Genomic DNA, 20,368 nt, shown 5'->3' on the forward strand with positions numbered 1-20,368 from the left:
GTTTAAATAAACGTATGAAATAGTTGTTATCAGGAATAAAGTTTTGACTGCCGCTGTATATCATCATGAATCGTTCGTTGTTCGATTAGCTTTAACATATTTTAGTTGGGCAACGATAATCACGCTTATGATTACCAAAAGGAACCACGAGCTAATCTTACTGAAACTAACCAACTGCCAAGCTTCGTGCTGATCAGGGTATTTCCATCCATTAAAAAATGTCGCTATATTTTCAGCTGTCCAAATAAAAAAACCGACAATGATAAAAGCGAGTGATAAGGGCATTCGATATGTTTTTGTCCGTACTCGATAGATGATCCATGTTTTCCAAAAGACGATAAATACAAGCAATGTAAGCCACCATCGAAAATCGGGAATAAAATGATGGGTGAAGAAGTTGAGATAAATGGCTCCTCCTAACAAAACCGAAGACGCAAGTCCAGGCCAACCCGTCATGTCCATACGCAGTCTTCGCCATATTTGACACATGAAGCTTGCTACACTTGCATACATAAATCCGCTATATAGTGGGACTCCGAGTAGCTTTGTATATCCAGGTTCAGGATATGACCATGATCCCATCCATACCTTATATACTTCCAGCACCAAGCCAATAATGTGAAATACACAAATGACTTTAATTTCATCAAGTGTTTCAAGTCCGCTTCGGTACATGAAGTATTGGACTCCAAGCAAGATAAGAAGTATGGCATCATAACGATAAAGAAAAGGGATATCTATTATGCTAGTGAGGGCAAGAGTTCCAAAAATAGCAACTGGGAAAATGCAGCTCATTGCCTGATGATAGCCAAAATGCAGCAGTTGTACGATAGGCTTCAATTCTATTTATCTCCTTCTCATGCTTTTTCTTTTATTAATAATATAGGTGTAATCGGTTTAGAAAAAGAGAAAATAGCTTGAATAAAGTTTCTTATTTTCAGTTCACATTATTAAATTAGATGAGAAAGGAAGCTGAATCGTTATGCTTTTCATAATTATATTACTTGGTGTTATCATACTGCTCCTTTTAAGCATTAAAAGTAATCAGGAACAAAGCAAGGTGAGAGATTCTATACAAAAATCCAGAAATATGAGAAAAAAACGAAGGGATAAAAAGAAAGACAACTCTGAATAGCTGGATTGATGCTGGCCCTGAAGGCGACAAGGATAAAATCCTTTAACATTTTCATGGGATGAAGCAGCCCAAATTAATAAAACAAAGAGACTTCACCCCAAGGTATCTAATTCGGGATGAGCACTTCCTATTAATGCTTGATTAAGTTGATTTCAGGATGATTCTCCTGAATTTCCTGTAGTTTGCTATTATGTATTCCCTTTAAGTTGGTTGGTATGTTAGGTCATTCTTTTGGTGGGGGCCACTTCAGCTCATATGTTGGTAAAGGACGCTAGAATAAAGGCAGCTATTGATATGGATGGCGGATTGCATGGTGAACCCTTATGTCAAATGAGTTCATCAGATGAGTAGCATGTGTTACAATCTCGCTAAACTATAATATTATGGAAATATAAAGATTTATTATTAAATATAGTTTGAGCTATGAAGGAGGGCCTTTTCTACATAATGTCACTATCCGAATTTACCGTAATACGCCAGAAAAAGATCTCGCACACTTTTTGTGTGTGGGGCCATGTTGATGATCAATGGATATGGTTCGTATTCGATAGAAGATGTTTTTAACTGGATGTTCCTGATCTTTTCTGGTTTTTTCTTATTCGAACTTGCTTTCGCTCTAACACACCTCTTCGTCAAATCGAAAACATGTAAGATAGATAGGGATTCAATTCAAATCGGCGAACGTAGCTATAAACCGGAACAAATTAAGTCCATTATTATTGAAGAATATTACGGCCCCCATATCGGAATTAAACCGAAGGGTAAATTACTCGTGCCAATAATGAATGCCTACCGTGTTCAAAACAAGCAAGAGGCGAATGAAGCTTTTGAATCTTTGCATGATTGGGGAGAAAAATATAACGTCCCCGTTCTGACCCAAAAAATGTGGATGCTGTGACGCATTCATATTTCACAGTCTCAGGTTAGTCAGAATTAGTAAGTTTTGATGAAAGTATACACCGCCTGAACAACACCTAATTGTTGATAGCAATGACTAATGGATATTCTTAAAAATTAAGTTCAACTATTGTTGAGCTATGAACGGGATAACTTAGGTTCAATGTTGTACATCTTGGAAATAGAAAGTTGGTGGTTCAATGACCGATGTAAGGGTGCTACCCGAATCTCATAAATATGCTGTTTGCGCACCAGATGATATGCCTATAAAAGGGTATTATAAAGGAATATATGATGAAGTTTATGTTTTTTTTCATCCATTCATTAAACCAATATCAATTGATTATGGATTATTTGAGCCAGAAACTTATCCAGGTAAAAATGACATTATAGAAAAGTGCGAAATGGTTACATGGAAAAATTTTTTATCAATATCAGGAATCGAAAGTTACAGCAATTTAGACATTGGATTACGAACCCAAATCTTTGGATTGAAAGAACAATTCGCGAACAAGGAAACTGCTGATAGAGTTCGAGATACTTGTGAGAAACATCAAATAATTGCTCCTATGGAAGGGTTTTTTCCAGAGTTTTTAATGAATAGACTGCTTTTGTCAATAAAGAAAAAAGGTCATAATTGGATATGGTCAGGAGATGAATTTTGCACCGAGCGAAAGCTAGAGTATATTGATGACCTAATCAAAGATAACGACTGCTTACGAAATCAACGTTTGAATCTGTTTACAAACGAGAATGAAATTTTACTTACAACTCATTGGGATAGCCACTTTTCGTTACTATGTTCAGATAAAGATACAATAAATAGAATCGTTAAAAACACTAATCTGGAAGGCTTTTTCTGCGATGAAAAAACTGAAATTTACTGGAGTTTACGCAATACATGATTAAACTAATGTGAAACAATAGTTCGATAAACAATAAGAGACGGCAACCAGAATTAACGGTTGCCGTTTTTCAATTATCGTGCTAGTTAACATAATAACTGAAAGGATATTTTCTAAAAGCTATCGAAGTTATAAATATATAACGAATGTAAGAAGATTAATATTTTTAGGAATGGGTGAGATGAGTGCTTCTAAATGTAAGATTGGCAACCGTAAACGATGCGGATTCGTTGTCTAGACTCAATCTTGAGTTCAATGGTGGAGAAAAGCGGCCTGTGTCAGAAATAATCAAGTCCTTGAATAGCAACAATGAATTGGTTGCCGTGGCTACCATAGAGGACGAAGTGATTGGCTTTGGTTGTGCTCAAAGTTTCAAATCATTTTGTTACATAGAAGCTTATGGTGAAATTACGGAAATGTATGTTCAAGAATCTGCTCGCAGGAAGGGTGTTGCAACTTCTTTGATTTCCTATCTAGAGAATCAACTTCATTCGCTAGGAGTGAAAACTGTTAAGATTTTGACAGGTAGAAATAACATTCCAGCTATTAAAGCGTATGAACTAAGCGGGTATGTTCAGGATGATGAAGTACTACTTATAAAACAGAAAGGATAATCAAAAATGATCTATAGAAGAAAAACATATGTAGTCGAGCCGTCGTTTATTGAAGAGTTTAATCAATTATTTAATGTATGATAGTTATGAAGATTATGAAAGAATAGAGAGTCAGATAAAATCAGATGAAGAACATGTGAAAAAAGCACGAAAACGTTTGATCAAATGGGTAGAGACCGTTTGAAAAATGTACTAAAGGAAGACATCAAACAGGAATTTGTAAAAAGAACAGTCCCATGAGAAAACACAATCTTAGATTAATATCTTTGGATTTTTTATTTTGTGCGAGGTCAGTAACATCTGATAACAATATATACCTGCGAGATGTCTTGAAAAATCTGAATAGCAAAAAAATGGAGTGATGTAATTGAATATTATTCCTAAAAATTGGAATACAAATAGACTTAGCATAGCTGATTTAACAGAGCATGAAGTACCCATAGTTCAGAAAATATATCAAACAAGTACATATATGAATGAATGGGATGGCTGCGAATATGATCCAAATCATATTAAAAAATGTTTAACAGAAGGGAACCTCCCACCAGAAGGTATATTAGAGAACTATAGAATACAAACCATAAGAATGACGGAGAATCTAAAAACAATTGGATTAATTAGTCTGTATCATGGATATCCAGTAGAACACTCACTCTATCTTGAATTTCTTTACATTCATGGAGACGTTCAAAAGCAAGGATTTGGACAAGAGATAATCAAAGGATTCTCTTCATTAGTATTTGAATTGGGCTATAAAGAAATTCGAATAAATGTCTCCACGAAGAACTGGCCTGCTTTAAGGTATTGGATTAAATCTGGATTTAATAAAGTGAATGGAATATATGGGGATCCTATGTACTCTGAAACTAGCTTTTCAAACTTAGAATTAATGATGACTTTGTAGCTGAGATGCCGTGAATCCAGTAACGTTAGAAGGAGAACACAAATGAAAAGAATCATGATAATTGGATCTGGAGGATCAGGGAAATCTACTTTTTCAAGTAAACTTTCTAAAGTATTAGACGTACCTTTGTACCATTTAGATGCTTATTATTGGAAGCCTGGATGGATTGCAACCTCTAATCACGAATGGAATGAATTTCAGAGAGAGCTCATTCTGAATGAAGAATGGATTATTGATGGGAATTATAATCGAACATTAGATATTCGAATGTCGAGAGCAGATACAATAATTTTCTTTGATTTACCTCCATGGATAACTACTTATAGAGTCATCAAACGAAGAATTAAATACCATGGAAAAACGAGACCTGATTTAAATGAAGGATGTCCTGAACAATTAGATTGGGAATTCATTAAATGGGTATGGAATTTTAGAAAAGACAAAAGACCAGCAATACTCGAAAAATTAAAAAAAGTTGAAAAAGAAAAGAAGATAATCGTGCTTAAAACACCAAGGGAAGTAACAAACTTATTAGATCAGTTAAATAGTAAATTCGAAAAGTTTAATAACATCATTTAACATCGTAATGAAATGTGAAAATCAAGGGGATGGTCGCAATATTTCAAATCTACTCGCGATATTTTCTTTACGTTTTGGAACATAAATTAAACGTGTTTATCGAATGTTGGAAAGAAGGATTATATTTTAAGCAATAGTACATGACATGTCTAAATTCTCACCTCAAGAGTTTTTTTCCTTAGCACGCGAATTTTATTCCGATCAGAAAAACGAGAATATAACACTAAAATGGCAATATACGTGGCTGCACCGATATGGCATAAGGGCCAAATTGCAGGATCTATAGGATTTTTAAGGATAGACTGGGATGCTAGGCGAACTGAAATAGGCTATTGGTTAGGCTCGGATTTTGAGGGGAAAGGTCTTATGTCTAAAGCATGTAATGCCTTAGTAGTTCATGCTTTCAATGATTTGAATTTGAGAAAAATTGAGATCGGTGTTGCTACTTACAACATGAAGAGTCGTGCTATTCCAGAACGTATAGGTTTTACCCAAGAAGGAACGATTAGGAATTACGAGTTGTTACATAACCAGTTTCTTGACAGGGTGATTTATGGACTTCTTAAAGAAGAATGGCAACAATAAAATGCATAGGTCATGATTGGTAATTGTTCGTTCGGATAAAAGGGGAATTAGCTAAATAATCAATGAAAGACGGCAACCAGTATTACGGGCTGCCGTCTTTTCAACGTAAGACTTGATAATAAAATTTTCGTTGATATAACAATTACTTCGTTTAAGCACTGATATATGAACAAGAAACACTGATAAGTGAATGGTGATGGGGATGGTCTGAGTCTATAATCTTATTAATTATGCTAATCAAAGAATAGGAGGGAAATTGAAAACTGCTAGATTTTAATTTGTAAGCGCAAACATTTTTTTGCTGAAAGGGTGATTGCATGCCAAAGGTAACAAACAGGCTTCGTTTATGGAAAAAATCCGTTGTGGTTGGAATGAGTGCTGTTCTCTTAAGTACAGGGGGATCTGTTTTCGCAGCACAGGACATAAGCGGGAAGGGGCATCAGGATATGGAAAGCCGAATTCAAATGGAATATTTAGATCGAGGGCTCATTGCAGTTAAGACGGGAGAAGGTGTTTTCTTAAGTTGGAGACTTCTTGCGCAAGAGGTGTCGGGAAGTAATGAAACAGGGTTAACAGGCACTGATTTTCATGTGTACCGTGATAACAAACTTATTGGAGAAGTGACGGACAGTACTAATTTTAATGATTCAGCGGGCAAACCGGGCTCTTCTTATTTTGTGTCTGCGGTAATTGGCGGCAAAGAGGTGGATCAGAGCGCACCGGTAACACCATGGAATAATGGGTATTATGACCTTCCGATTCAGAAACCTGCTGATGGGATTACGCCTGCCGGTGAGGCTTACAGCTATTCCGCGAATGATATGAGCGTAGGGGATGTAGATGGAGATGGACAACTAGAGTATTTCGTAAAATGGGAGCCGAGTAATGCCAAGGACGTCTCTCAGGTTGGATACACCGGAAACACCTATATTGATGCCTATACATTTGAGGGAGAATTACTTTACCGGATCGACCTAGGCGTTAATATTCGTTCCGGGGCGCACTATACGCAGCTCCTCGTTTATGATTTCGATAGTGACGGCAAGGCAGAACTCATGTTCAAGACGGCTCCGGGAACGAAAGTCCTTCGATATAATACCCAGGGTAAACTAATTTCGGAAAAATATATTACGATGCTGGACGAAGATCTAGCTGCAGGGTATACGAATAAAGATGATTACAGACTGAGCAGCGATGGATATTATGAGCATATCGTGGATATGTTCATGAACTGGCATGATTACGAGGAAGTGGTAAATGGTAGTTGGCCGCAAACGCTGGAAGAGGCTTTTGGCATCCAACCGAAGTATAAATATCCTCTATCTCGTGCTGATGCCGAACAGTTAACAGATTATTTTATGGACGTGTTTGCCCCTTCCAAAGATGCAAATCGGAATAAGTTTCGCCAGTTTGAAGGTTTTATTTTATCGGGACCTGAATATTTGAGCGTGTTCGAGGGAGCAAGCGGAGATGAACTGAAAACGGTTCGTTACAAACCGGAGCGTTCCGATGATGGATTGCGCTGGGGAGATTATGCAATGAACAGAATTGAGCCTGGGAACAGGGTAGATCGGTTTTTATCCGGTGTGGCCTACTTGGACGGAGAGCAACCTTATGCCGTATTTGCAAGGGGATACTATACTCGCACTACGCTTATCTCCTATAGCTGGGACGGAACCGACTTAAAAGAGTATTGGTACGTGGACAGCGGCTGGACTCCAATGACCAATCCGTTCAGGGACGGTCCTCACGGAAGGCCGGGAACGGATCCAGAGTATGGGCAAATTACGACACAAGGCGCTCATTCACTTAGCGTAGCGGATGTGGACGGGGACGGCAAACAAGAAGTTGTATACGGTTCCACGACCATTGATCATGATGGATCTGTGTTGTCTAACTCTTCGGCGGTCATGCCGCCCGAAAGCGCGAGTCCCGGCGTAGTGGCTAACCTCGGGCATGGAGATGCCTTGCACGTAGCCAATATTGATCCTACACGGGAAGGTCTTGAAGTATTTATGGTTCACGAGGGTGGACCCTATGCTCCTTATGGGTATGCACTCAGAGATGCGAAGACCGGCAAAGTCATCTATGGGGCTTACACGGGAAAAGATACCGGACGTGGAATGATTGGCGACATCGATCCAGATCATCCGGGGCTCGAAACATGGGCCGTTGGCGTATATACCGCTCAAGGTGAAAAGATCAGCGATAAAGCACCGGGCACCAACATGAGCATCAAATGGTCGAAGGATATGACAACCCAAATCATCAACGGATCGCTAGAGAATACACCGACGATTGACGATTGGAAAAAGGGAACCGTGCTTACGGCAGAAGGAACACGCACGAATAACCATACGAAGGGCACGCCATCTCTTGTAGCGGATGTGTTCGGAGACTGGCGGGAAGAAATGCTGGTTCGTACTGTAGACAGCAGCGCGATTCGCATTTATACGAATATAGAAGTGACAGAGCACAAGCTTCATACGCTCCTGCATGACCCTCAATATCGTGCCGGAGTGGCTACCCAAAATACGGGATATAACCAGCCTGTTTATACCAGTTACTACTTTGCATCGGATACAGATTTTAACAAGGTTAACGTACCCAATTTATTAATTCCCGGATTGTTGAATGCACTCGAGCAACTTCATGCTACGTATGTGGAAGAAGGAGATCTGAAAGGTCCGGTGGTAAGCCAAACGACCAATTCACTCAAGCAGGCTCGTCATCTTCTGGATAAGAAAAGTCTGAAACAGGCGTCATCCTTCCTGGAGAAATATATCTCGCAGTTGAATAAGCGAAACAGCAAAGATACCGTAAGTAAGCGGGCCAAGTTAAATTTGATTCACCATGCCGAAATGCTAATTGATCAATGGAAGCAGTAACTTGATCTAAAAGCAAAAAAACAACCCATCTAAAAGTTTGGGTTGTTTTTTGTGCTATATAATTAATATTTACTCCGTTAAGAATCTGAGAATATACCTTGAGAAAAGCAATGTGGTTCGGTTGTAGTTCATTTACATAAATTTAATTTTTGCATTGAAACCTTCGTATCTTTTGACGGTACTAATTCGTTTACAAAAAGAAGACAAATCATTATAAATTTCATTTTACGGAGGACAAATGATATGGAAATTTCAAAAGGAGTAGAAATGCTCCATCTAGATTTTCATGGGAGTATCATTCACCCGATTCTTTTGTGGGATGGAGAAATTGCTGTTTTAATAGATACAGGATTTCCTGGGCAATTTGAAGATTTACGGATGGCGATGGAAAAGGTAGGCGTGTCGCTCGACAGGTTAAAAGTTGTGATTTTAACGCATCAGGATGTAGATCATATTGGCACTCTTCCTGAGATTTTGCAGGAGTGTGGCAATAATATTAAAGTATATGCGCACGAACTGGATAAGCCGTACATTCAGGGGGAGATTTCTCTTATAAAAGATGCTCACCTTGAGAATCCCACGAGGGGCAAAGTGGATCATACATTAACAGATGGTCAGGAACTGCCGTTTGGTGGTAGGATTCAGATCATCCATACCCCCGGGCATACTCCTGGACATATTAGTCTGTATTTAAAGCAAAGTAAGACTCTCATTGCCGGAGATTCGATGTACAGTGTGAACGGGAATCTTGGGGGGATTCATGTCCCGACCACACCGGATATGAATGCAGCGCGTCTCTCATTGAAAAAGTTTTTAGAATACGACATCTCATCCGTAGTTTGTTATCACGGGGGAATAAGTGATGTAAATGTTAATGAGCAAATATTAAGACTAAGTCAGCAATGATAAAATGACGAAAAAGTAGAAGTCATACAGTATAGTCATATAAAAGATTATCATTTACCGCCCAATTGGAAACATAGTATCCAATAATCCTTCAACTGATAGAATCCCATTTTTATAACCGTTTTGTACCAATCTTCAAGAACAACAGGGTGATATGATTAGGTAGAAAAAGGAGAGCCTTTTGAAATGAAAAGAATGCTAAATGAAAGTTTGATCGAGATAGACATCGTATCGTTGCAGATGGCGATGGAATCAGGCGCGTTATCCTCGGAGGATTGCGTTCGCTGGTATTTAGATAGAATTGAACAGTTCAACCCTAAGCTAAAAGCGGTGCTGGAAGTCAACCCGGACGCGATAGCGATCGCAAAAGCGCTAGATGCGGAGCGGCGAGAACGCGGATCTCGCGGACCACTTCACGGCATTCCGATCTTGCTCAAGGACAACATCGATACAGATGACCGCATGCATACGAGTGCGGGTTCCATTGCACTTGCAAAACATCATGCTCCAGCAGATTCGGCGGTGTCCGCGCAATTAAGAGCAGCGGGAACAATATTCCTTGGCAAAGCAAACATGACGGAATGGGCGAATTTCATGTCGAGCTCGATGTGGGCGGGGTACAGCTCTAGGGGCGGACTAACGCTGAATCCCTACGGTCCCGGTGAGTTGTTCGTCGGTGGTTCGAGTTCGGGCTCTGGAGCGGCAGTAGCAGCGAATCTGTGTACCGCTGCTATAGGTACAGAAACTTCTGGTTCGATCATCAGCCCGTCCTCTCAAAACGCTCTCGTCGGCATTAAACCGACGATCGGGCTTATCAGTCGTACAGGCATTATCCCAATTACACATAGCCAAGATTCGGCAGGTCCGATGACGCGAACAGTCAGGGACGCCGCGATTTTGCTCGGTGCCATGACGGCTGCGGACCCAGAAGATGAGGCTACACAAGAGCAAGGACGAAAGGCGTATACGGATTATACGGCTTTCTTGGATGCGAATGGTTTGCAAGGAGCAAGAATAGGTGTTCCGCGACATTATTACGAAGAACTAGGTGATGCTCGGATGGTGATTATTGAGCGGGCAATTACCTTGTGCAGGGAACGCGGGGCAATCGTCGTCGACCCGGTATCACTTCCATGTGAGAATGCAAAGTGGGATTGGGACGTGATGCGGTTCGAATTCAAAAAAGGGTTGAATCACTATCTCGCTAAAGCTGGACCAGGCGCTTCCATTCGGACGTTAGATGAACTCATTGCCTATAATGAAGCGAATCGGGACGTCGCCTTGAAATATGGTCAAGATACTTTGATCTGGTCGAATGAGACGAGTGGCACATTGACTGAACCAGAGTACGCCGATAGTTTGCGCCTGAACCGTGAGGTATCCCGTGATCAAGGCATCGACTATGCAATCCGCGTATATCAGCTGGACGCCTTACTATTCCTAGGCAACGAGGAAGGGCTCGATTTGTCTGCGCGTGCGGGGTATCCTGTCATTACTGTACCAGGTGGATATGCAGAGACGGGAATCATTGCCGAAGGCGGCTATACGACTAAAGGGCCTCAGGGCATCACTTTCGTTGGAACTGCCTATAGCGAACCCACGCTTTTCCGGTTAGCTTACGCCTATGAACAAGCGAGCAAATACCGTTTTGCACCTCCCGATCCGGTCTAGTCTCGAAATCAAAGTCAAGGCAGTTTCTCAGGAAGGGAGTGGAAGTTATTGGATTATTCTAATTGTTTTCAGGAAGTCTTATGGAACTATGCTATTACTGACCCCATCGTGGAATTTATACGTCATAATGAAAATATTACATACAAAGTAACAGAAAAAGGATCTGAAGATACTTATTTGTTGCGAATGCATAAACCCATTACAAAAAACATGCAGGGTGTGCATAATACACAGGCGGCAATCCAATCGGAGTTAGCATATCTGCTAGCTTGGTCGGTTCACTCCGAGTTACCTGCCCAAATCCCTGTTTCAAATCGAAATGGTGAGATGGTAACAACCGTTACCATTGAAAATGAAGAAGTACACTGCTCAGTCTTACAATGGATTACTGGGGAAATCATGTCCGAGCAATATTCCAGGTCTTATTGAACATTTTTGCAAACCATTCCTACAGGGGAAAACGGTGTTTTATCATATTTGATGTAATAGGTGAAAAGAAGTAGATCTAAGGAGGAATAAGATGAAGGAGATTCAAGCCGTTTTTATCGACCGTGATGGCACCATTGGTGGCACAGGGCATTTTATTCATCCAAGGAACTTTATACAATATGAAGGTGCTCAAGAAGCAATCAGCAATTTGAAGCAGGCAGGACTTAAGGTGTTTGCTTTTACAAATCAACACAGAATATCACGTGAAGAGGCTACAGTAGAGGAATTTAGATTGCAATTTGAGCAAAACGGATTTGGCGATTCTTTTATATGTCCTCATAGTGAAGGTGATAACTGCAGTTGTAAGAAGCCAAAACCTGGTATGTTGCTAGAAGCAGCCGCGAAATATGGATTAGACTTATCTAAATGTGTTGTGATATTGGTGATGTAGGTGACACAGATATGTTAGCAGCACATGCAGTCGGTGCAATAAAAATATTAGTAAAAACGGGATGGGGCGAATCATCCTTGTTGAAATACAGACATAATTGGAAAAAAGCCGAACCTGATTACATAGCTGAAAATATCAATGATGCGGTGAAATGGATCCTTAATAGTAACTCGTAAAAGGATAAGCATCGACCAAGTTTAAAATAGGTATCCTTATCATAACTCCTTTATTGAAATGCCTATAGTGTGTTGAGTTGATTGGTACTCGTTCTTATATTTGTTGCTATAATTGACAAGAATCCTTCTATAAACCTATACTTTTTAAATTCAATGATTATAATGCAGATACGTGAAACTATATATTTGACTAAATCACTTGTAGGTTAAGCTACTTATGATCTTTTACATCAAGTGAAAACATTGCTTGATAAAGAATATAGGCTATATGGCTACAATGACGTGGTTATAGTTATACATAAAGGGAGGAAGCGCAATACAGATGGAGTTCGAAATGGTAATGCAGGAACTGGAAGCACTCGGCAAGGAACGAACGAAAAAGATTTACACAAGCAATGGTGCACACGAGCCACTTTTCGGGGTGGCAACAGGTGCGATGAAGCCACTTGCAAAGAAAATCAAGAAAAACCAACCTTTAGCAGAGCAACTATACGCTACTGGAAACTACGATGCCATGTATTTTGCCGGTGTTATTGCGGACCCTGTGATCATGACGGAGGCAGATTTTGAGCGTTGGATAGATGGTGCGTATTTTTATATGCTGTCCGATTATGTGGTTGCAGTGACTCTCGCAGAAACAGAGTTTGCTCAAGCGGTTGCTGATAAATGGATCGCAAGTGGTGAAGAACTTCGAATGTCCGCAGGTTGGAGTTGTTATTGCTGGCTTTTGGGTAATCGTCCGGATGCAGAATTTAACACGAGTAAGATGGACAGTATGCTTGAACAGGTGAAAAATACGATTCACGATTCTCCTGATCGTACGAAATCTGCAATGAATAATTTTATTTATACAGCAGCCACTTCTTATTTGCCGATGCATGAAAAAGCGGTTGAAATTGCTAAGGCTGTAGGTCCAGTCGAAATCAGGGGAGATAAGAAAAAGAAAAGTATCCTGCTTGCTTCTGAAAGTATTCTAAAGGAAGTTGAAAGAGGGAGACTTGGTTTTAAACGTAAATATGTAAGGTGTTAGTATATATTTGACATATCCCTTTTGTTAAAGTAGTCAATGCACATCTGATTCTAAAAGGAGGCGTTTGGTTGTTAATTCCTAACACTGCATAGAAAGTGGGTACAGTCTATTGACTGTACTTACTTTTTTCTTTGTATCACATTTTAAAAAATGTTTGTTCATTATAGGGGGTTAAACCCATGAATATTATAATTAGACAAGAAAAAATAGAAGATGCAAATGAAGTCTATTATGTCGTACAAAAAGCATTTGAATATGCAGATTATTCAGACCATGATGAGCATAATTTGGTAAACAGGCTTAGGGATTCGAGTAAGTATATTTCGGAGTTATTTCTTGTAGCTGAATACGAGGATAAAATCGTGGGTCATGATAAGTACTATCCGAAGTTTGGTTATAAAAAAGCCAGTCAATATGGTATAGAAGCACCATTCGAAGTTTCAGAAGATAATTTTATGGCAGTTGAGCTTATTGATGGTGGCCTTTCAGATGTCCACGGCGTTGTAGAATATGCTAGAGAATTTTTTGAAAAGTAGATTATAAACTTGAGATAAGAAAATGGGAAAAGAAGGTGGAGTAATTGCTGAGGCAGTTGCTCCACCTTCTTTTCGTTAACCAAAAAAATAAATTATAGGTTTACAATTAAAAAGGTTCAAGATATGATTTATCCATACATAGATGTCGAATCTAGTAGATTCTAGCTTTGAAATTCAGTAACGGAGGACGAAAAGTGAAAACAAAAGAGGGGAACGCATAGTAAACATTTTCAAATGGTCTAATCAAAAAACGGAATTAGGTGTGATGAGAGATGAATCTGGTAGAACCATTACTGACTCATGCAAGACAGCAGCCGGACATAGTAGCCTTATCTCACGGTAAAGTGAGCCTAACTTATTCGGAACTCGTACAGAGGATGATGCAAATCGCCCAGGGACTACAACAAAATGGACTTATTCACGAAAAAGTAGCTATTTTATCTACAAATCGCCTTGAATTTGTAGAAGTTTTTCTAGGGGCTGTGTATGCAGGATGTGTACCTATTCCTATGGATCCGAAATGGAGCAGTAAAGAAATAAATGCGATCATACAAGAGTGTCAGCCGAAAATGATTTTTACAGAGACTAGATTCGTTAAGAATCTAATCTTTCAGGCTAGAAAGCCAGAACTTCTAACTTTTAATGATGAAGCTGAGGGTTCCTATGACCAATGGGTAGAGTCATTAAAACCGGAATCTAAAATGGATGAAACCAATGAGTTATTATTCATTGGTTTCACTTCAGGGACAACAGGAACGCCTAAAGGATATATGCGAACTCATATGTCTTGGATTAAAAGCTTTGAAGCGACGGGAGAAGCATTTGAATTCGACAATATGGAGCACGTTATAGCACCGGGTCCACTCGTACACTCCTTATCGTTATTCGCGTTAATGCAGAGTTTATCTAGTGGCGCGACCTTTCACATAGTACAACAATTTAATGCAAGAGAAGTTCTTGATCTCTGCAAGAAGTTTCAAAATGCAATTTTATTTGTCGTGCCTACCATGATCGAATCCATGCTGCATCAAGCTATCCCTGAGGACATGCAAATTCAAGCAATCATTAGTTCAGGCGGGAAATGGACAGAGGTATCAAAGCAAAAGAGTAAGGAAGTATTTAGCGGTGCTAAAATTTATGAATATTACGGCTCCTCCGAATCAAGTTACATTAGTTATTTGAATGTTCGTGACGAGCTTAAAATGAATTCAATAGGTAAACCTTTTTCGGGTGTGGAGATATCCATTCGGAATGAAAATTCCGAGGAGGTTTCCATTGGGGTCGCTGGGCAGCTCTTCATACGTAGTGAGATGATGTTTATAGGCTATTATGATCTGCCCGAAGAAACGAAAAAAGTTTTTCAAGACGGCTGGCTTATTCTTGGAGATTATGTATATCTCGATGAAGACGGATATTTGTATTTAGCTGGAAGATCCAAAAATATGATGGTAACCGGCGGGCTTAATGTATTCCCAGAGGAAATTGAGTCTGTGCTGCTAAGGCTTCCGGAAATTCAGGAAGTCATGGTACTCGGAATGCCAGATCCTTATTGGGGAGATCAGGTAACGGCACTCGTGAAATGGAAAGGTAAACAGCGGTTATCTATCGATGAAATCAAAAATTATTGCCGTCATTATGTAGCAAGTTACAAGGCACCAAAGCAGCTCATCACGGTCGATGAGTTTATCTACACGAGTAGTGGAAAATTAGCTCGCCAAGCGATGAAAGATTACATGAAGAGAGTGATAGTATGACAGAAGCTGTGATTGTCATGGCTAAACGTACGCCGATTGGTAGAATGGGTGGCGTTCTAAATCGGCTTGAACCGGAAGACTTATTAGCGCCACTTATACGACATACTATAACTGTAACGAAATTGCCTCAGGAATCTATAGATGATGTGATCATAGGCAATGTTGTAGGTCCAGGTGGTAATATAGCAAGAGTTGCAGCGCTTGAAGCAGGGCTGCCTGTCTCTGTACCAGGAGTTACGGTGGATCGGCAGTGTGGTTCGGGGCTAGAGGCAATCAATATAGCGGCACGATTAATACAAAGTGGAGCAGGTGAGGTTTATTTAGCAGGTGGTGTGGAAAGCACAAGCCGTGCGCCATGGAAAATGGCCAAGCCTCAAACATTAATGGGCGTACCACAGCTATATACACGGGCTCATTTCACCCCAAGCTCTTATGGCGATCCCGATATGGGCATTGCCGCAGAGAATGTCGCGAATAAATACGCAATATCTAGAGAAGAGCAAGACCTTTATGCTTTAAACAGCCATCAAAAAGCAATTCATGCTCAGCAAATGGGCCGATTTCAGCAGGAGATTGTACCCTTACAAATAGAGGGGGATTGGATAACAACTGACGAATGTCCAAGAGCGAGTACAAGCTACGATAAGCTACAAAAACTAAAACCTATTTTTCTTGAAAATGGTACGGTAACTGCTGGCAATACTTGTCCGATCAATGATGGAGCCGCTCTTGTATTAATGATGTCCCGTGAAAAATGTGAGGAGTATAAGTTAAAGCCGACCCTGCGTATAGTGGATGCTCAATCAGCTGGAGTCGATCCAAATTACTTAGGTATGGGTCCTGTCCCCGCTGTTCAAAAGATATTGAGACGTCAACAACTGTCTGTGGATGATCTTGATATCGTAGAATTTAATGAAGCATTCGCCTCACAAGTATTAGCTTCACTGAATGAGCTTCAGATTCCAGAGGAAAAGGTCAACTTGGGAGGCGGTGCACTGGCTATTGGTCATCCCTACGGTGCATCAGGGGCAATATTAATGACGCGACTATGTGCTGAAATGCTACATAATCCTTATAAAAGAGGCCTTGCCACACTTGGCATTGGTGGTGGTATGGGTATCGCGACTATCGTTGAGGCTGCGATATGAACAGGATTCATCATCAACTTTATATTACAGCGGAATGGATTTCTCAGTATGCTCTCAGTATTGAAGCTCCCTTGCAGAGCATACAAGGAATACTTATGGCCCCCGCTACAATGCCTATCATTTTCTGGCAAGAATTTCATATCCCATGGATAGATAAAAATGAATCCTTAATTCACGGTTCGCAGTATTTTTCATATAAGGCAGCGATTACTGAAGGAATGGTCTTAGACTGTGAGTTAGCACTAACAAAAGTGGAGAGAAAAGCAGGCAGACAAGGGACACTGACATTGTTTACCCATGAGCTTACTTGCACATGTAATGGCAAGCCTATTGTCACAGCTGAAACGGTGTTGATTCGGGTAGGTGATAAACATTGAAGAAACGCATAACATATGAAGCAATCCACCGTTATGCTGCTGCTTCTAAAGATACAGCAGACATTCATGTAGACGCTGAATCCGCAGCAAGTGCAGGATTCAAGCGTCCTATCGTACATGGTATGTATATTATGGGATTGGCCCAATCCCTATATCTACTTGAGCATCCAGAACAATGGATCACAACGTATAAACTAAAATTTCTAAATCCACTTTTAGTGGATTCGGAAGTGATTTTTGATTTTGAAGGTACCGGCGACGATATTCTAGTGACCATTTCAGGGGAAGACGGGGAATTGATTGCAACCGGTGCTTTGTCTGTGAAAGGGAGGCTGCCATGAGAAAAGTAGCGATCATCACAGGATCAACGAGGGGAATCGGGCGCAGTATTGCAGTACAACTTGCACAGAGCGGTTATGAGGTCGTTGTTAATGGGACCAATCAAATGTTAATCGACCAAGTTGTACAGGAGATTCATGAAGCGGGTGGCATTGCGATGGGCTACTGTGCCCATATTGGAGATCCGAACCTAGTTACTGCTATGATAGATGCTGTAATAGCGGAATATGGACGCATCGATGTACTGATTCATAATGCTGGTAATTTACATGATCAAAAATGTCTTCATATGACCGATGAAGAATGGCAATCCATAATCGATGTTCATTTGAATGGTGCCTTTTATACGATTCAGCGAGTACTGCCGCATATGCTAGATGACGGAGGAGACATCATTCTGATGACTTCTACAGCGGGTTTAACAGGTTCGATTGGGCAAGTGAATTATAGTGCGGCGAAAGCTGGAATACTCGGTATCGTGTGGACACTTGCAGCAGAATTAAAGAAGAGTCGGATTCGGGTGAATGGCATTTCACCAGCAGCCTTAACGGATATGACTAGGCCGGTAATCGATCATCTAAAGGAAAAATATGAACGGCGTAATGAGCCGTTCCCTGCCTACTGGCGAATAGGAGAAGCAGAGGATATTGCCTATTTCGTGGATGCTTTATTAGCACAGCCAGATCCAGAGTTAACAGGAGAAATATTTGGTGTGAACGGATCCAAGTTATCAAAATGGCAGAAACCTCAGTCTGTCTTTTCAGAAGACAGTGTCGAAGCATTCTTCACTACTTGGTATCAGCAGAAGGAAAAGGGAAGTTCATGCTAACTTGAAATCAAGTCCATTTTATGGAGGTGTAGATAATGAAATGGAATACTCGTATCACCGAATTATTGCATATTAAGTATCCAATCATACAAGGAGGACTTGCTTATTTAGGTTATTCAGACCTCGCGGCTGCCGTTTCGAATGCTGGTGGACTGGGCCAAATTACAGCGATGAGTCTCCCGAATGCAGATGCACTTCGTCAAGAAATTGTACGTGTACGTCAATTAACAGATCAGCCATTTGGTGTGAATTTTGCTATTGGCATGCATGGTGCATCCTATATGGACCGAGTGCAGGTCGCGATGGAAGAGCGAGTACCTGTAGTGACAATTACAGGCGGAAACCCTACCGAAATTTTAGAAATACTGGAGCCTACGGATATCCATACGCTGGTGCTAGTTTCCTCAAGGAGACAGGCACAAAAAGCGGAACAACTAGGGGCATCTGCTGTTATTGTTGTAGGACAGGAGGGCGGAGGACATTTAGGACGTGACGATGTTGGAACCATGGTGCTTGTGCCTCAGGTAGTCGATTCCGTCTCCATTCCTGTTGTTGCCTCTGGCGGAATCGGGGATGGACGGGGGTGGATGGCTGCCCATGCACTTGGTGCAGACGGAATTGAAATGGGGACGCGATTTATTGCTACACAGGAATGTGTCCATGCTTCATCCTCCTATAAAAAGGCTTTAATAGAGAGTTCGGAAAGCGATACTGTTGTAATCAAACGTTCGATTCATTCTCCAGCCAGAGTACTCAAAAGTGAATATGCTGATAAAATTCTTGAAATTGAGCGCGTGTCCCCAACGTATGAAGCTCTAAAAAACTATATCAGCGGTGAAGCGAATAGACGCTGGATTTGCGATGACAAGAAGGAAGAAGGCTTTGGCTGGGCTGGTCAAGTAACGGGTATGATTCAAGATATTCCCACCGTTTCCGAGTTGATAGACAGAATGATTAAGGATGCAGAGAGGATTCGGGAAAAATGGAGGACTTGATAGATATTCGAATTGGAACGCAAAAAAGGAGCTTCCCTAGAAGTAGAAAACCTACTTTTGGGAGAGCTCCTTATTTTATAATCAATAACCTAAATATCCTTTGTACGGAGTGTTTTGAATTCTTTTGGTGTGACGCCACTGTATTTCTTAAAGACCGTTGAGAAATATTGTGCGCTTGAAAAACCGAGTTTGGACGATATTTCTGTAATCGAGAATTCTGTATTGCATATATAATTCATGGCTTTATCCACTTTAGCAATACATATGTAATCTTTCACCGTTATATTTACATATTTTTTAAAAATTTTCGATAAGTACCTCGTTGTTATATTACAGTTCTGAGCTACATCCTCTAGTGCAATATTACTTTCCATATTTTGATTAATGAAATGGATAGCTCGAATAGCGATGGGGTTATTTACACTAAACATTTTGCGAGCACTCTGTTCGATCTCACGTGAGAGTAGAAACAACAATTCGTAAATATAAATATTAGCTAGAGAAACGTGATGCATCTCTGCTTCATTATTCATTTCTTCACAAATTCGCTCAACACAGGAAAGAAGCTGATCCGTAAATGAATGAAAAGTATAAGCACTATGTGCATCTGTCAAGTAATGCAAGAATTTAATGTTTTCATTCACTTTTGGATCTGTAGCGATAAGGCTTTCCGGACTAAAGTGGATTTGTAAAAAAACGGCTGTTTGATCCGACTTTACATGAAAAGAGTGAATCATATGAGAGAAGATAACCATTAGCTCACCCTTATGCACGGTAATGACTTCACCGTTAACCGTGATGTCGCATTCTCCTTCTTTCATTAAACAGATCTCGATATTTTTATGGCAATGAGGTCCAAAAAAATATCCTGGTTTCAGCGTGCGCTGAAACGCATTATAGATCATGTTTTGTTCTAGCTCATGATATAAGAATTCAACTGCCCCTTTCACAGCAAACACCCCCGATAGTATTCTACAGCTGATCATGATTTCTCATTGTTTCTTATTTTGCTAAGGGAGAATCATTTCCCCTGCCAAGAATTCAGATGAAAAAATAGCTGAGTAGCCGTTTCTTTTTGAAATCACGAATCTATTCCTTTATTTAGTTCCTTATTTCAAACACTTTTTCCTTTTTTGGTTACTTATTGAAAGCTAATGAAAGAACAAATTTGATAAAATCAAAAATGTAATATGTTGTAAAAAGGAAAAGCGAGATTACTC

General features: G+C 40.2%; 22 protein-coding genes and 1 pseudogene. 21 read left to right on the forward strand and 2 right to left on the reverse strand.

Features of this window, described 5'->3' with window-relative positions; translation table 11 throughout:
- Positions 1-63: 63 nt before the first annotated feature.
- Positions 64-840 (reverse strand): DUF817 domain-containing protein, encoded by a 777-nt coding sequence (locus tag KFT32_RS06165; RefSeq protein WP_211746247.1) that lies wholly within the window; start codon positions 838-840, stop codon positions 64-66.
- A gap of 504 nt (positions 841-1,344) precedes the next feature.
- Between KFT32_RS06165 and KFT32_RS27655 the strand changes: the two are divergent.
- From KFT32_RS27655 to KFT32_RS06260, 21 genes and pseudogenes are all read left to right on the forward strand, one after another.
- Positions 1,345-1,459, forward strand: a pseudogene (locus KFT32_RS27655) (alpha/beta hydrolase); the annotation flags it as partial.
- 196 nt (positions 1,460-1,655) lie between these two features.
- On the forward strand, positions 1,656-2,033 hold the full coding sequence (locus KFT32_RS06170; protein WP_211746248.1) for a hypothetical protein: 378 nt from the start codon (positions 1,656-1,658) through the stop codon (positions 2,031-2,033).
- Between the two features lie 199 nt (positions 2,034-2,232).
- Entirely contained in the window at positions 2,233-2,937 is a 705-nt protein-coding gene (locus KFT32_RS06175; RefSeq protein ID WP_211746249.1) for a DUF2711 family protein, read from the forward strand.
- 185 nt (positions 2,938-3,122) lie between these two features.
- Positions 3,123-3,551, forward strand: a complete 429-nt coding sequence (locus KFT32_RS06180) for a GNAT family N-acetyltransferase (RefSeq protein WP_211746250.1) — start codon at positions 3,123-3,125, stop codon at positions 3,549-3,551.
- 367 nt (positions 3,552-3,918) lie between these two features.
- Positions 3,919-4,455, forward strand: a complete 537-nt coding sequence (locus KFT32_RS06185; RefSeq protein ID WP_211746251.1) for a GNAT family N-acetyltransferase — start codon at positions 3,919-3,921, stop codon at positions 4,453-4,455.
- Between the two features lie 42 nt (positions 4,456-4,497).
- Positions 4,498-5,034, forward strand: a complete 537-nt coding sequence (locus tag KFT32_RS06190) for a DNA topology modulation protein (RefSeq protein ID WP_211746252.1) — start codon at positions 4,498-4,500, stop codon at positions 5,032-5,034.
- A 228-nt stretch (positions 5,035-5,262) separates the two neighbouring features.
- Positions 5,263-5,619, forward strand: a complete 357-nt coding sequence (locus KFT32_RS06195; protein ID WP_249435691.1) for a GNAT family N-acetyltransferase — start codon at positions 5,263-5,265, stop codon at positions 5,617-5,619.
- Between the two features lie 317 nt (positions 5,620-5,936).
- The gene (locus KFT32_RS06200; RefSeq protein ID WP_211746254.1) at positions 5,937-8,507 is read left to right on the forward strand and encodes a rhamnogalacturonan lyase; all 2,571 of its coding nucleotides are present in this window, start codon (positions 5,937-5,939) and stop codon (positions 8,505-8,507) included.
- A gap of 243 nt (positions 8,508-8,750) precedes the next feature.
- Complete coding sequence (locus KFT32_RS06205) at positions 8,751-9,413, forward strand: MBL fold metallo-hydrolase (protein WP_211746255.1); 663 nt, start codon at positions 8,751-8,753, stop codon at positions 9,411-9,413.
- A gap of 186 nt (positions 9,414-9,599) precedes the next feature.
- Positions 9,600-11,084 carry an amidase family protein gene (locus KFT32_RS06210; RefSeq protein WP_211746256.1) on the forward strand — a complete coding sequence of 495 codons (1,485 nt, stop codon included), beginning with the start codon at positions 9,600-9,602 and terminating at the stop codon, positions 11,082-11,084.
- Positions 11,085-11,132: 48 nt separating this feature from the next.
- Entirely contained in the window at positions 11,133-11,513 is a 381-nt protein-coding gene (locus KFT32_RS06215) for an aminoglycoside phosphotransferase/kinase family protein (RefSeq protein WP_211746257.1), read from the forward strand.
- Positions 11,514-11,604: 91 nt separating this feature from the next.
- Positions 11,605-11,964, forward strand: coding sequence for an HAD-IIIA family hydrolase (locus KFT32_RS06220; protein ID WP_349304866.1), 360 nt, complete (start codon positions 11,605-11,607; stop codon positions 11,962-11,964).
- A gap of 11 nt (positions 11,965-11,975) precedes the next feature.
- Positions 11,976-12,140 (forward strand): hypothetical protein, encoded by a 165-nt coding sequence (locus tag KFT32_RS27575; protein WP_349304867.1) that lies wholly within the window; start codon positions 11,976-11,978, stop codon positions 12,138-12,140.
- Positions 12,141-12,462: 322 nt separating this feature from the next.
- Complete coding sequence (locus KFT32_RS06225) at positions 12,463-13,170, forward strand: DNA alkylation repair protein (protein WP_211746258.1); 708 nt, start codon at positions 12,463-12,465, stop codon at positions 13,168-13,170.
- A 179-nt stretch (positions 13,171-13,349) separates the two neighbouring features.
- Positions 13,350-13,706, forward strand: a complete 357-nt coding sequence (locus KFT32_RS06230) for a hypothetical protein (protein ID WP_211746259.1) — start codon at positions 13,350-13,352, stop codon at positions 13,704-13,706.
- Positions 13,707-13,978: 272 nt separating this feature from the next.
- Positions 13,979-15,460, forward strand: a complete 1,482-nt coding sequence (locus KFT32_RS06235; RefSeq protein ID WP_211746260.1) for an AMP-binding protein — start codon at positions 13,979-13,981, stop codon at positions 15,458-15,460.
- On the forward strand, positions 15,457-16,608 hold the full coding sequence (locus KFT32_RS06240; protein ID WP_211746261.1) for a thiolase family protein: 1,152 nt from the start codon (positions 15,457-15,459) through the stop codon (positions 16,606-16,608). Before KFT32_RS06235 ends, KFT32_RS06240 begins: the two co-directional genes overlap by 4 nt.
- The gene (locus tag KFT32_RS06245; protein ID WP_211746262.1) at positions 16,605-16,985 is read left to right on the forward strand and encodes an FAS1-like dehydratase domain-containing protein; all 381 of its coding nucleotides are present in this window, start codon (positions 16,605-16,607) and stop codon (positions 16,983-16,985) included. Before KFT32_RS06240 ends, KFT32_RS06245 begins: the two co-directional genes overlap by 4 nt.
- Positions 16,982-17,326 carry a MaoC family dehydratase gene (locus tag KFT32_RS06250; protein ID WP_211746263.1) on the forward strand — a complete coding sequence of 115 codons (345 nt, stop codon included), beginning with the start codon at positions 16,982-16,984 and terminating at the stop codon, positions 17,324-17,326. The genes KFT32_RS06245 and KFT32_RS06250 overlap by 4 nt, the downstream gene beginning before the upstream one ends.
- The gene (locus KFT32_RS06255) at positions 17,323-18,153 is read left to right on the forward strand and encodes an SDR family NAD(P)-dependent oxidoreductase (protein WP_211746264.1); all 831 of its coding nucleotides are present in this window, start codon (positions 17,323-17,325) and stop codon (positions 18,151-18,153) included. Before KFT32_RS06250 ends, KFT32_RS06255 begins: the two co-directional genes overlap by 4 nt.
- A gap of 35 nt (positions 18,154-18,188) precedes the next feature.
- On the forward strand, positions 18,189-19,148 hold the full coding sequence (locus KFT32_RS06260) for an NAD(P)H-dependent flavin oxidoreductase (RefSeq protein ID WP_211746265.1): 960 nt from the start codon (positions 18,189-18,191) through the stop codon (positions 19,146-19,148).
- Positions 19,149-19,237: 89 nt separating this feature from the next.
- Here KFT32_RS06260 and KFT32_RS06265 read toward each other — a convergent pair whose 3' ends face one another.
- On the reverse strand, positions 19,238-20,098 hold the full coding sequence (locus tag KFT32_RS06265) for a helix-turn-helix transcriptional regulator (protein ID WP_211746266.1): 861 nt from the start codon (positions 20,096-20,098) through the stop codon (positions 19,238-19,240).
- Positions 20,099-20,368: the final 270 nt, after the last annotated feature.

It is taken from the genome of Paenibacillus sp. Marseille-Q4541 (assembly GCF_018310695.1).
GTDB lineage: Bacteria > Bacillota > Bacilli > Paenibacillales > Paenibacillaceae > Paenibacillus.

What these genes read in the sequence shown, in the direction of transcription:
- KFT32_RS06170 (WP_211746248.1), top strand. Translation starts at nt 1,656, where the DNA reads ATGATCAATGGATATGGTTCGTATTCGATAGAAGATGTTTTTAACTGG.
- KFT32_RS06175 (WP_211746249.1), top strand. Translation starts at nt 2,233, where the DNA reads ATGACCGATGTAAGGGTGCTACCCGAATCTCATAAATATGCTGTTTGC.
- KFT32_RS06190 (WP_211746252.1), top strand. Translation starts at nt 4,498, where the DNA reads ATGAAAAGAATCATGATAATTGGATCTGGAGGATCAGGGAAATCTACT.
- KFT32_RS06195 (WP_249435691.1), top strand. Translation starts at nt 5,263, where the DNA reads ATGGCAATATACGTGGCTGCACCGATATGGCATAAGGGCCAAATTGCA.
- KFT32_RS06200 (WP_211746254.1), top strand. Translation starts at nt 5,937, where the DNA reads ATGCCAAAGGTAACAAACAGGCTTCGTTTATGGAAAAAATCCGTTGTG.
- KFT32_RS06205 (WP_211746255.1), top strand. Translation starts at nt 8,751, where the DNA reads ATGGAAATTTCAAAAGGAGTAGAAATGCTCCATCTAGATTTTCATGGG.
- KFT32_RS06210 (WP_211746256.1), top strand. Translation starts at nt 9,600, where the DNA reads ATGAAAAGAATGCTAAATGAAAGTTTGATCGAGATAGACATCGTATCG.
- KFT32_RS06220 (WP_349304866.1), top strand. Translation starts at nt 11,605, where the DNA reads ATGAAGGAGATTCAAGCCGTTTTTATCGACCGTGATGGCACCATTGGT.
- KFT32_RS27575 (WP_349304867.1), top strand. Translation starts at nt 11,976, where the DNA reads ATGTTAGCAGCACATGCAGTCGGTGCAATAAAAATATTAGTAAAAACG.
- KFT32_RS06225 (WP_211746258.1), top strand. Translation starts at nt 12,463, where the DNA reads ATGGAGTTCGAAATGGTAATGCAGGAACTGGAAGCACTCGGCAAGGAA.
- KFT32_RS06230 (WP_211746259.1), top strand. Translation starts at nt 13,350, where the DNA reads ATGAATATTATAATTAGACAAGAAAAAATAGAAGATGCAAATGAAGTC.
- KFT32_RS06235 (WP_211746260.1), top strand. Translation starts at nt 13,979, where the DNA reads ATGAATCTGGTAGAACCATTACTGACTCATGCAAGACAGCAGCCGGAC.
- KFT32_RS06240 (WP_211746261.1), top strand. Translation starts at nt 15,457, where the DNA reads ATGACAGAAGCTGTGATTGTCATGGCTAAACGTACGCCGATTGGTAGA.
- KFT32_RS06245 (WP_211746262.1), top strand. Translation starts at nt 16,605, where the DNA reads ATGAACAGGATTCATCATCAACTTTATATTACAGCGGAATGGATTTCT.
- KFT32_RS06255 (WP_211746264.1), top strand. Translation starts at nt 17,323, where the DNA reads ATGAGAAAAGTAGCGATCATCACAGGATCAACGAGGGGAATCGGGCGC.
- KFT32_RS06260 (WP_211746265.1), top strand. Translation starts at nt 18,189, where the DNA reads ATGAAATGGAATACTCGTATCACCGAATTATTGCATATTAAGTATCCA.